Source organism: Acinetobacter sp. ANC 3903, from assembly GCF_002135315.1.
Classification (GTDB): domain Bacteria; phylum Pseudomonadota; class Gammaproteobacteria; order Pseudomonadales; family Moraxellaceae; genus Acinetobacter.
Genome location: NZ_NEGA01000028.1, coordinates 1 through 12,543 on the forward strand (window position 1 = coordinate 1; position 12,543 = coordinate 12,543).

General features: G+C 33.6%; 10 protein-coding genes and 1 pseudogene. 4 read left to right on the forward strand and 7 right to left on the reverse strand.

Annotated features, from left to right (window positions below):
- Positions 1-698: pseudogene (locus B9T29_RS15980) on the reverse strand (hypothetical protein); the annotation flags it as partial.
- A gap of 401 nt (positions 699-1,099) precedes the next feature.
- Between B9T29_RS15980 and B9T29_RS15985 the strand changes: the two are divergent.
- Together B9T29_RS15985 and dcm are read left to right on the forward strand one after the other, a co-directional pair.
- On the forward strand, positions 1,100-2,203 hold the full coding sequence (locus B9T29_RS15985; RefSeq protein WP_086176871.1) for a hypothetical protein: 1,104 nt from the start codon (positions 1,100-1,102) through the stop codon (positions 2,201-2,203).
- 79 nt (positions 2,204-2,282) lie between these two features.
- A complete protein-coding gene (dcm, locus tag B9T29_RS15990) occupies positions 2,283-3,269 on the forward strand; it encodes a DNA (cytosine-5-)-methyltransferase (protein ID WP_143223907.1) in 987 nt (328 codons plus the stop codon).
- A gap of 318 nt (positions 3,270-3,587) precedes the next feature.
- On the opposite strand, the gene B9T29_RS15995 is transcribed toward dcm, so the two are convergent.
- The 4 genes from B9T29_RS15995 to B9T29_RS16010 all read right to left on the reverse strand — a co-directional run bounded on the left by B9T29_RS15995 (position 3,588) and on the right by B9T29_RS16010 (position 6,387).
- Positions 3,588-3,839 carry a hypothetical protein gene (locus B9T29_RS15995; RefSeq protein ID WP_086176873.1) on the reverse strand — a complete coding sequence of 84 codons (252 nt, stop codon included), beginning with the start codon at positions 3,837-3,839 and terminating at the stop codon, positions 3,588-3,590.
- A 65-nt stretch (positions 3,840-3,904) separates the two neighbouring features.
- Positions 3,905-4,654 (reverse strand): MobC family replication-relaxation protein, encoded by a 750-nt coding sequence (gene mobC, locus B9T29_RS16000; RefSeq protein WP_086176874.1) that lies wholly within the window; start codon positions 4,652-4,654, stop codon positions 3,905-3,907.
- Positions 4,655-4,657: 3 nt separating this feature from the next.
- Positions 4,658-5,881 (reverse strand): type IV secretory system conjugative DNA transfer family protein, encoded by a 1,224-nt coding sequence (locus tag B9T29_RS16005; protein ID WP_086176875.1) that lies wholly within the window; start codon positions 5,879-5,881, stop codon positions 4,658-4,660.
- 2 nt (positions 5,882-5,883) lie between these two features.
- Complete coding sequence (locus tag B9T29_RS16010) at positions 5,884-6,387, reverse strand: hypothetical protein (protein WP_086176876.1); 504 nt, start codon at positions 6,385-6,387, stop codon at positions 5,884-5,886.
- A gap of 1,245 nt (positions 6,388-7,632) precedes the next feature.
- Between B9T29_RS16010 and repM the strand changes: the two genes are divergently transcribed.
- Positions 7,633-8,562: a replication initiation protein RepM gene (repM, locus tag B9T29_RS16020; protein WP_086176877.1), complete on the forward strand. Its 930-nt coding sequence runs from the start codon at positions 7,633-7,635 to the stop codon at positions 8,560-8,562.
- 66 nt (positions 8,563-8,628) lie between these two features.
- Positions 8,629-9,165, forward strand: a complete 537-nt coding sequence (locus B9T29_RS16025) for a plasmid replication DNA-binding protein (RefSeq protein ID WP_086176878.1) — start codon at positions 8,629-8,631, stop codon at positions 9,163-9,165.
- A 178-nt stretch (positions 9,166-9,343) separates the two neighbouring features.
- Here the strand turns inward: B9T29_RS16025 and B9T29_RS16030 are convergent, their stop codons facing one another.
- Both B9T29_RS16030 and B9T29_RS16035 read right to left on the reverse strand, forming a co-directional pair.
- A complete protein-coding gene (locus B9T29_RS16030; RefSeq protein WP_143223908.1) occupies positions 9,344-10,399 on the reverse strand; it encodes an SMEK domain-containing protein in 1,056 nt (351 codons plus the stop codon).
- 614 nt (positions 10,400-11,013) lie between these two features.
- Positions 11,014-12,543, reverse strand: a 1,530-nt coding sequence (locus B9T29_RS16035) for an ATP-dependent nuclease (RefSeq protein ID WP_086176880.1), incomplete at its 5' end; no start/stop codon positions are given.

Here is a 12,543-nt window from a genome sequence, read left to right on the forward strand (position 1 = left end):
AAAGTATCTAAAGTTTCTGTAAGAGTTTTACCCATCAATATCTGAAATTCTTTATTATGTAATTTAGTAAAGTCTTCGGCACTTAACTCTTTAGGAATGTAAATATAATTATAAAGTCCTAAAATTTTCTCCCAAATTTCTGACAATACCGTATAAATAGGGTCAAAAAAACTTTCATCATCAAAATCTTCACCTTGTGAAGGATAAATTTCCTTTAATCTTTGATGGATAAATCTTTCAAAAATACCAAAAGATAAATTGCGATCTTCCTTAATGCCTAATGGAATTAAATAATATTTTTCACTTTCATCCGTATTAACTAAAAATCTAGCTATGTGATCAAAAACTCTGATACTGACTTCTTTTGATCTTGATGGAAATTCAGGGACTGTTATTTCTCGTGTAGCCTTATCCACTATATCTAAAATTTTGGTATGTTCTGAATCATCAGTTAATTTCGATTTTTCTATACAAAATATAGGTAAAATATAGGGAAGGTTATCCTTCGTTTTAGATTTATGCTCAATATTAATATTCCAGTCTCTATTGTTGAAAACAGTATCTAATGACTCAAGAATTGTGCTTTTCCCAATGCCATTATCCCCAACTAAGCCACAAAAACTATTGCCATCACTCAAAGGGATAAAATTAATTCCTTTGTATGTTTTTATATGACGTAAAAATATTCCTAAAATCAAAATATTAACCTCAAATTTTTCAAAAATTTTAATTATTGGATTTATACACTATTAACAAACTCTGTATATAACCTAAGTTCAAAATAGGGATGGTTTTTAGCCTATCTTGTACGCATTTGCTCACATCAATTCCGGCCCTGTGCGGCTATACGGTCTCAAGCTTATTTCTTATGATGGGGCATAGAGAGCAGGATGCTCCAGATAACAATAAGAAAATACAGTACAAGGACTGTGAGGTACGACAGGAGTTATACCGAGCTAACCAAATACGAAAAACCCCGGCAGGATGCTGGGGTTTTTTATTTCTTAGATTGCAATTATGTGAATTGCTTTAAATTAACCTTTATTAGATATTTTGAAAATCGCATAATGTTAATTAAGATTTTGAATTAGTTTAAAAAATGAAAGAACCTTTAGTAGATTATCCTTGGAAAGACACTTTAGACAAAATTTTAAAAAGTGAAGTTTTACAAGATAAAGATTTATTACCTTTTTTATTCGATGTTGTGATGTCATTAGCATATATCGACTCAACTAATAACTTAGGTAATAGTCTTGAAGTATGTACTTCAGGAGATAGTCACTACAATGCCCATTTAGGTTTTATTAACCTATGTGCTAAATGTTATGCTCATAAAATTTGGCGATATCAAAAAGCTGCGAAACCATCATCTGGTGCATTAGGCAAACTAAGTAGTGAATTAATATTAAAATTTATTTCTTCAAAATTTACAGATTTTAATCAAGTACAAGTCGTGGGTGGAACTAACTACGCAGATGCAATAATTCACTGTAAGTCTGGGGAATTAATTTATGCTGAAGTTAAGAGTGCTCCATTAATAACTTTCCCTTTATTAGTGCAAACGCCATTTTTTGATATAGAAGAACATGAAAAATTAGAAATTACACATTCTCAATTACAAGAATGTGATTCAGCTTTATACATAAATCAACATATAAGTATTCCTTTAGGGAAAGTACATTCTCATCTATGGCCATTTCATGGATTACTTGATTTTATTGAGAACATTGACAATAAAAAGCTGATCTATGCAGGATTTGACCATTGGAACAAAGCTAGGGAATTATATAAATCAAAAGATAAATCAGATCCTATTTACTATTTAGTTAATGCTTGCGGAGCCCCCCCACAAATAGCCAAAACTGAATTTGGCTGGCCTAAAAAAGAAGTTATCAGTGACTCAAAAACTAGCGCTGGTCTTGATAGAACAGATGATATTAAAAAGGGGATTTATCAAACATTAAAGATCGGTTCTAATCATAGACATCAACAACATGTAAAAACAGCAATTATCTCAAACCTACCTGCATACAGACATGAAAAGGAATATATTGAAGATATAATTCCTATACTTTGGGGCGATCAAACAAACCTAATGAATGATCCTCAAATAGGTGAGTATATATCCAAAGAAAATTTGAGATATGTCTTTGACTATATCATTACGCTAGACTATTCCACTTTACGAGATTTAGAGATTTAAAGTGCTTCCAAACCACCAAGCTAAAATCTGCAAAGGTATAGTATTAGAAAGGTTGGAAAATTTACCGCCTGGGGGGAAGATGGGAGATCTTCCTCCACACCTTCAACATAAAAGCTTTATTCGCACTGGTGATAAAAAAACTGGTGGTCCCAATATGCGTCTTATTCGGTTGGAAGATAACAAACCAGCCCTAACAGTAACCGCTCATATATTTAATAAATTTGTTCATCCAACAGAAAATAGATATATAACACCTCGAGAAGCTGCATGTTTACAAGACTTTCCTGTTGATTATGAGTTTCAAGGCACTTTAGGGGAAGTTCATAAACAGATTGGTAATGCCGTCCCAGTTCAATTAGCTACGGCTATTGCTAAAGAGGTTTCTAATTACTTTAAAAAATTAGGAGAAAATGGGACAAAAACAATAGCTTCTTTTTTTACAGGAGCAGGTGGTTTAGATTTAGGCTTTGAAGCAGCAAATGACGTATTGATTCAATTTCAAACAAAATTTTCAAATGATATTGAATTATTTTCTGAAAAAACAATCACTAAAAATAGACCAGAATGGAATTTTGTACGCCAAGATATACGAACTATTTCAGCGAAGCAAATATTAGATACTATCGGAAATAAGCCTGATATCATCATTGGTGGTCCACCTTGCCAACCCTTTAGTGTTGCAGGAAAACAAAAGGCTACGGATGACCCGTTAGGTATTTTATATAGAGATTATATAAAAATAATTGCAGAGCTAAGACCCAAAATTGTTGTTATGGAAAATGTTTATGGGTTAGCACAAGTTAAAAAAGCAAACATGCTGAATGAAATTTATAAATCATTTAATCAAATTGGATATGATGTTAAACATGCTGAACTATTTGCATGTGACTATGGAACACCACAGAAAAGAAGACGCTTGTTTTTTATCGCAACAGAAAATAATTTAGATCAATTTTCATTTCCTGAACCTACCCACAGTGAAACTGAAAATTTACTTGGTTTACCGCCATATCAGGGTGCTGGTGAGATTCTAAAAAGCCTACCTTCTCCAACATATAGAGAATAAAAAGATTTGACATAAAATCTCTCATAAAAAATATGCTATTCATAATAGTAAGTAGTTTCTGTGCTGATCAGACGTCGATATAGACACTGACTTATGGTTATGCAGGAACTACTTATTTCCAGTGTCACATATAAATCTAAGACTTGCTTCAATCACTCTTAAACCAATGTTCCACGGAATCTAAGCTATTGATTTTAGGTTCAGGATTTTACCTGCTATAACGTTACTTTGGGGTGTACTCCAAATTTACATAATGTTTCTTATGCGAAATTAGATATTTAAGCCAAAAAATGCCTCAGTTAGAGGCATTTTTATTTTTTAGACTCTAAAATTTTTTAGATCATCGAGATCCAATACTCTAGCTCCTAAAGCGATAAGCTCTTGAGCTGATGCTTCTGAAATTTCACATCTTAATGCATGATAATGCAAATAATAATTGTCAGACCCTTCAGCAGTTCTCTGAGCCAAAAATATCTCTTGGTATTTATCTTCTAATAAGAAAAGCTCTATAGTTCCATGCAGTTTTAAATTTGCATGTTGCATTATTTTGTTCAATTCAACTTCAACCATTTTAAACCTCCAAACATCACACTTTATTCCAGTCATGTGAGCCTATCTCACAGACCATAATCATCTTAAAAATCTTTTGATTTCACATCCCACTCGTCATATTTGACAAAGTAAAAACGCTTCAACAATCCTTCAGGGACTGGTATAGACTTTCCTCTAAAAATGATTTTTTCGATTCTGTGGAACAGTCGTTCTAATCTTTTCGCAATATTTTCTGGGCAAATATAAATCACCTCAGCAACGACATCAGATGAAATCATCTCTGCATAATTCGCTAAAATTTCGACATAACGTTTTGGCGTTTTAACTGTTCTTTCTAGCTCAATTGCAATTTTTCGTCCTTTTGGCGACATTGCAACAGCATCAGGGACTTGCATCCATGTTGTACGGCTCAAATTTGCGCTCTGTAGCATCTTGGCGCTACTTATCCACTCATCCCACACACAACCAAGGGCAATAGCTTTAGCGCGCTGTAAAGCCAAGCTATGCATCATCGTGATAGGTTTAATGCGACCAACTTCAAAAAACTTAATGCTTTCATTTTTATCAGTCACAAGAAGTAAGCCTTTAGGTGTTAAACCCCAAATTCTTTGACTCCAGGCACTTAATTCAAAATCAATAGTGTGAGCTTTTATCATCTCTTGAGCCTCCATCCTGTTTAGAATCTTTTGCGTACCATTTGAAGTCATTTTTAAGAGTTGGGCCAAAACTAGAGTCATGCTAAAGCGCTCCTCCAGTAAAAAAGATAGAATTTTCCTTTCTTTCTCCGCTCTAACTCTGTCTCGTTCTACTTTTGAACTAATCAAATTTGACATATATCACTCCAAATCACTGAAAATGACAGCACGATCAAAATCGAAGTTCTCTATATCTTCATTCGTATCAAAACTTTCAATCTTTTTAGAATCAGGACTTTTATTAACTTTAATGGGATAAACACTTGAGATTTTTGCTATGCCATTGCCAAATAAAATTCCAGTTTTTTGGGGGAGCAACAGCATGGTGTTTACATCGAATAAATTCCTTTCTGTTTGCCGGATTTGTTTATCTCCATTTACTCGATCAGTCAGACTAAGCATTTTTTCAACATGGCGGGTCTCATCTTCTGCAAGTATTTCCCCTGACAGCTGAGAAAAATATTTAGCTGTCTCAAAATCAACAGCACGGTACGTAAACTTCAAACTACAATTCGACATGACAGCTCCTGCAAATGCTTGTGCATCAATATTTGCAGGAACATTGGTTAAATCATTAATACTTTGATGTGCAAGAATAAAATGCAGTCCTTTGTCTCGAATAACTTTTAGAGAATCTCCAAAAATTTTTGAAATTTGAAAAGAAAACTCATCGAGAATTACACACACCTGTTTTGGCTCTTCGAGATTGTTATCTCTTTCGCTCGCAAGTTGTACAATTCGGGCTAGTACCATGCGTTGCACTTTCACATGTTTAGGATCTTCCCAATCCCCAGCGATATAAAGGAAATCGCCATTTTCCATTGCTTGTTTTAATGAGATCCCACTCACTGCATTAACGGCTTTAACTCGGCCAATTTCCTGTAATTGATTGGCAAAACTCTCGGCCCCATTTTCTTTACTTCTAAAAAATTGGTCATACTCTTGGCTAATTTTTGTCGCTGTAAGGCCCTTCTGATAATTCTCTGCAACAAACCTTGCCATTTTCCGGTCTTTACCACGATAAAAATCTGCAGCATCACCACGATCTTCCAATAGAAAACCAGAAATCAATAAATTTTCGATTTGATCAGGGGTAGCATCTTCAAATAGATTTATCTGTACATCATTACTTCGTATATCAATAAAACAGTATTTTGCCCCTGCTTTTTCAGATGCGCTTTTGCAAACATGCGGTAACCATTCATCACCGGACTGTTTTGGATCAAAAACAATAGTGGCTTCACCTTTCTGTACTGCTTGCGAAGCAATAAGTCCAAGTAGAACACTCTTACCAAACCCCGATGCTCCTGTTATCTGCATATGTAGAAGTTTTTCTCCACTATAGAAAATTGGTTTTTCTTTCATATCTAAACCCAAAAACCATTTCTTAGATGAAAAAAAAATTCAGGATCATAAGGTTTAGTTTGTTTAAAACTCTTTTCAATAGCTCTGATATCAGTCTTTTTATCGCGTTCCGTGCCTGCTTTTTGTGTAAAAAATTTTTCTGTTTTTTCCCAGATAGGTGTAAAAAATCGATCGAATAGAATGAAAATAAAAAAACAGCCAATACTAAAAGTTAGAAACAACCAAAGTTCATTGCTATCTACTTTTTTCAGAAAATAAGCAGGAAACCAGAGAACAAAAAATATAAGGATAAAAAAGAAAAAAGCATAAAAAGAAACTTTTGAACCCAATTTTTTCAAACCTGTTTCATTTGGCTTCGCACTTAACACCATAAAAGCAAACATTCCGACAAAAACAGACATTACGTGTCGGAATGGGTGTGCGAAAAAGGTATTCAAAAAAACTGAGATATCACCAGCAAAAATGATTAATACGAAACCCATAGCAACTAGCAATAAAATCCACATAAAAATCATCCAAGCTCAAGAATGAAAATCAATATACTTGGTTTTTTTTAAAAAACAACAAAAAAATTAATGTAACTATTTGAAATATATAATAAAAGTATGTTAAATCTGCGGTATATTGTGTAGTTTAAAAAACAATCTTAATCCTTAAAAAATCGAGAAAATTAATATTTTGCTCAATCTCCATAATTGGATACGCGGTTGCCCCGAAGGGGGGCTGAACAAAAGTGAAGCATCCTCGGAGTCCCAACGGAGAGGACAAGGGGGGAGCCACGAGAGGGAAAAAATGGAAGCGAAGCGCACCCATTTTTTAAGGCGTCCCAACGCCTGACCTTGAAGTGGGGGGCTAGCCCATCCCCGTCGTAAGGAACGCACGACCACCCTCTTACGGTTAAAAAAGTCCGTTGAGTTCATTGCGTAGCAGATGAAGCTCAATACTTTTCAGTAAGGGGGTGGTCGTGCGCGGTAGCGCAACGACGGGGACTTCGGTATAGGTAAAAACGCCCTAGCGTTTTAGCAAACCCGTCCCGAACCCTTTCGGGCTGAAACCTAGCGATAGCGTGGTTTCAGAGGGTAGCGTAGCGGTTGCGTTACCGTGAATCTAGCCCCTACTTTGGAACATTCTCTCGGCACTACTCCTCGGCACCTACCTAGTTCCGAAGTATCATTCCTAAAATGTGTGCCAAAACGGCTTTTTTATGCTTATCAAAGATGAGTTTTAAGCGAGTGTCTACGAGCTGCCACAATAAAAATTTGCCTCAGCCTTTTTCCTGATTACAAGCTCCCTTTAGATTCTAAAACCTAGATTCAGAGCATCCCGAATGGGTGCGAATGAACTTAATTTGATTCTAGATCGAGCGTAGCGAGCATAAAAAACTTATGAGCGTAGCGAATTCCGAGATGCTTTGGCTTTTTTTAAGAGTCACGAAAATATTAATGAAAAATTACCCCTTCGAATCGAGCGAAAGCGAGATTCAATAGAGTTTGAGCGTAGCGAAAACATAGGGTAATTTTTCATTCCCTATGCTTTTAATTATTTTTAAATCTTTTAAATGCTTTTAGACATGCCAAAGGCCTTTATTTACAAGGTTTTTAGACATTATAAAACGAGGTTTACCTTGCATTAAAACGAGGTTTACCTTGCATTAAAACGAGGTTTACCTTGCATTAAAACGAGGTTTACCTTGCATTAAACGAGTCAGAAATGTAATCTCGTCTTAACGAATTAAAAATATAACTCGTCTTATGAAAACAGAACTAATCGTTAAAGATAATGCCTTGATTAATGCCAGTTACAACCTTGATCTAGTTGAACAGCGGTTAATTCTCCTAGCTATTATTGAAGCAAGGGAATCAGGTAAGGGAATAAACGCTAATGACCCATTAACGGTTCATGCTGAAAGTTATATCAATCAATTTGGTGTACATCGAAATACAGCTTATCAAGCATTAAAAGATGCTTGTGATAGTCTATTTGCAAGACAGTTTAGTTATCAAAGTCTTAGTGAAAAAGGTAATGTTATTAATCATAAGTCAAGATGGGTGAGTGAGGTCGCTTATATTGACCATGAAGCGGTTGTTAGACTTATTTTTTCTCCCGCTATTGTGCCTTTAATTACAAGACTAGAAGAACAATTTACAAAGTATGAAATACAGCAAATTAGCAATTTAACAAGTGCTTATGCTGTTCGTTTATATGAGATCCTTATTGCATGGCGTAGTACAGGAAAAACACCACTTATAAATATGCATGATTTCAGACAAAAAATAGGTGTACTCGATCCTGAATACAAGCGGATGTATGATTTTAAAAAATACGTCTTAGAGATTGCATTAAAACAAGTTAATGAACATACAGACATTACGGCCAAAGTTGAACAGCATAAGACTGGTAGATCAATTACAGGCTTTTCATTTAACTTTAAACAAAAAAAATCAGCTGCTAAGTCACTAGAGAATAAGCGGGATCTAGACACTATCGATCTTTTTTCAAAAATGACCGATAAACAATGCCACCTATTTGCCAATAAACTCTCCGAACTTCCTGAGATGAGTAAGTATTCCCAAGGCACAGAAAGCTATCAACAATTTGCTATACGCATCGCTGAAATGCTGCAAGATTCAGAGAAATTTAAGGAGTTAATTCCTTTACTAAAAAAAGTAGGGTTTCAATGACGTTGTTAATTGACATTGTAAAGTTAACAGTCAAGTATTAACACAAATTGAAAACTGGTTTACATGATGAAAAAACTGTCAGTTTCAGAACTAGCAAAACTATATGGATACTCTAGACAGGCTATTTATGCCCATATAAATAAAGGAAATTTATCAAAAGGATCTGATGGATTGATTGACTTTTCAGAGGCTTTGAGGGTCTTTGGAGAGCCACAAAAGAACAACTCTACTGTCAACCAAAGTCAATCAACTAACAGTCAAAACTTAACAGAAGTTGACTTATTAAAACGTCAAGTTGACATACTGGAAAAACAATTAAATCAGGCAGTGCAGAGAGAAAACCAATCACTAGAACGTGAATCGTTTTATCAAGAACAGATTGAAGCTATGCAACGTCTATTAGAAGCCCCAAAAGCCAATATGACTACGTTTACCGATCAGAAATCTAATCAGGATATAGCAACAGATCCTCGGTTAGAGCCAGAGCCGAACTATGACGGATTGACTACTCTTGAAAACAAGCGCATTCCAGTCCCAGAGCAGGCGGAACCAGAACCAGTCAAAAGGGGCTTTCTGAGTCGCTTTTTCTTACCCAATGGATAAGATGATTGTTCACCTGAGTTTATTAAAACCGTGGAACATTGATTAAATAGTAAGCGTGGAACGTGAAGAATCCATAAAAAAGCCCATTCGAGGGTGAATGGGCTTTTCAATAGTATATAAGAAATTGATTTTTAAAGAAATAAAATTTGCATTTCGTATAACGTGCATTATGTTAATTTTAGGAAGACTTAATTTTCTGATCTGATAAAAGTGAAAAATCAGTACTTCTAATTGCTCTTAAAAAATCATTCAAAGAATAGTATTTTAAATAAAAATTAGGTAAAACAGAAAATAGATTGATTTCTGGTTCATATGTTTTAAAGCTTAAAATTGCGACTTTTTTAGTTTTAATAACATTACCAACTAGACCTTGAAATTCATCGTTAAGATCAATCAAATGATTTGATTTTAAAAGTTCTAAATCGTATACAAAATTATCAAAATCTTCATCTAGAATATTTAATCTTCCTACCAGCTTTTCAAGAACAATCTTAATATGTGAATTATAATCTTCTGGTATCCTTTGCATCTCGATCATACAAGAAAGTAAATCTCTGGCATTAGAAGAACAATCAAGTAAACAATTCTGAAAAGAACTTATAAAATTATAGACTTTTTCATATCCCTCATTCGGATCATCAGGAAACCATTCTTTAGTCTGAATAAAGTCATTGAATATACTAAGATCTTTTGGAATAGGAGTATTTTGAGGAAGACTAAAACTTGTGTTGGCTCGAAAATAGCTTGAATATTCTCTTTCTATTAATGATAAATATTTTCTTTGATAGTCTAAGTCTGCTGTTATAACTTTATCTTCTAGATCCTTTAGCGTCACATATTCTATTTCAATGTCCGCACTATTAACCATCACATTTTGGGGAACGGCTTCTACAGTAAGAAAAAGCATCCATAGTTTTTTGATTCTTTTGTCTTCATCGTATTTTGAAATTTTATTAAGTGTTTCCTGAATTTTTTGTTTTGTGACAGTAATAGTCATTTGAAGACCTAAACCATCATCAAAATCTCCATAATCAATACCTGGATAATTAATATTAATTTTGTTTAGATCATCAAATTTTTTAGAAAATATTTCATTGATTATCGGTAATAGTGCTTGCTCCTGAGCCTTTGATAAGTCCGTAAATCCTTTGCGAGTGTCTAATTTAATTTGGGCATAGATAGTCGCAAAAAAATGTCCTATTCTTCTTGATAAATTCATATGTTCAGGTTGCATAATTGTCTTAATTTTTTATAAAAAACTGGTAGATATAATAACCAATCTCTGAAAATTCATTAAGCTATATTTCTTTACCCATTTAACATAATAGAGCTTATACGAAACTCAAAATAAATAGTGTTAAATTTCAAAAACTTATAATATAATAAATTGGGACGCAAACCCTCAAAAGCCGGCTTGGAAACAAGTCGGCTTTTTTTTAAACTGTTTTGATATATTCCGCCAATAAATTTGATTGTTTTTCAATCAAATTAAAACTTTCTTCAATGTTGTCAGCCTTCCCGGGGCAGAAAATATCCCCAATTTCTGCGGATAAAACCGGGATATTTTTTAGCCGATCTTGTACGCATTTACTCACATCAATCTCGGCCCTTTGCTGCTATTCGGAATACTGGAATTTTTCTATGATTGAGTCATATAGGAACAGGATGTTCCGGAACAAAAAACAATAATGATAAGTTCAAGCACCAGGAACGTGAGGTAGAACAGCAGCTACCACAGATCGCACAATAAAAAACCCTGACAGGATGTCGGGGTTTTTTATTCTTAAAATTGCTTCAAGAGTGTCTGGAATTGGCTATTCACCTAATCGTAAATAGTGACGCTCTTTTTCATTTTGAAAGTAAAAAATTTTTAATTTCATTGATCCAAGGTAGCTCGTTTATATCTTCTACATTTTGAATATATTTTTTTGCAAATATAACCTTCATTTCTCCCTTATTAGTATCAAAAAATTTCATCAATTTTTTTCTATTTAGAGGAGAAAGGCTTAATGCCCAAGCTGAAGGTAAAAATACATTTTCCTCTATATCTTCATAAATATGGGGTTCTAATAGTGCTAACTCTTTAGGAAAATCATCTTTAAATTCTTCTAATGTTTTAATAAATGTTTGAGCATTTAAAACATCTTCAAGTTCTGTAGGATCACTAGCAATAGATGTATTAACAACTTCTAGCCTAGTCTTTCCAGAGTTTGTATCATTTATGAATCTTCTATATCGCAAATTTGGATGTTGGCTTTCTTGTAGAGGAGTATATTTATTATCTAAATCTTTATCAGTGTCACAAAGTAAATATACTTTACCATTTATTTCATCCTTGAATTCTTGAAATGCTATAGAAAGATGGTTATACAAACGCTTTACTTCTTTATAAGATCCTACGGGCAATATTCTTAGTCTATTATTTTCAATTAAATCACTGAAAAAGTGATTAAAATATACTTTTTCAGAAGATCCTTCACAAATTATCCAATTAAATGGTTCTTCTCCCATACTTCCACATATTATAGATTGAACCAAATCATTAACACTTTTAAGTTTTATACTTGAAGGAAGTTTATTATCTTTCCCAGACTTTTCTTTAGCTTGCTTTGTTTCTTCGCGATATTTATAGATATTAATGAAATCAAACTGATGATCTTGACTATCATTTCTTGAAATAATAACGGTGTTACCATCAATAACAGCAGGTAAAAAACCATACCAATGAGTAGTGAATATTAACTGATTACAATATTTACTAGTATCATACAGTTGTTGGAATACATCAAAACATGCTGATATATGTAATGATGACTCAGGTTCATCAAACCCCAAAATGACATATTTATCTTTATTAGAACTTTGTTTTTTTATTAGCAAAGTATGGGCGATATTTAGAATTGCTTTCTGTTTTTCCCCAGAACTGAGTTTGCTGATAGGAATCCAACTATCGTTGTTAAACCTTTGATGAATATGTCTTATGCCAAAATATGCATCTGTTATTAATTGATATATATCTGCTTTTTTTAGTTTTTGTTGTCGAGTATGAATTGTTCTATATGTATAAAAGTCCAAATCTTCTGTAATTGCTGTAATAATTTGATCTAAGTTATCATTAATCTTTTGCACAAAATTTTGTGGAATAAAAGTATCTAAAGTTTCTGTAAGAGTTTTACCCATCAATATCTGAAATTCTTTATTATGTAATTTAGTAAAGTCTTCGGCACTTAACTCTTTAGGAATGTAAATATAATTATAAAGTCCTAAAATTTTCTCCCAAATTTCTGACAATACCGTATAAATAGGGTCAAAAAAACTTTCATCATCAAAATCTTCACCTTGTGAAGGATAAATTTCCTTTAATCTTTGATGGATAAA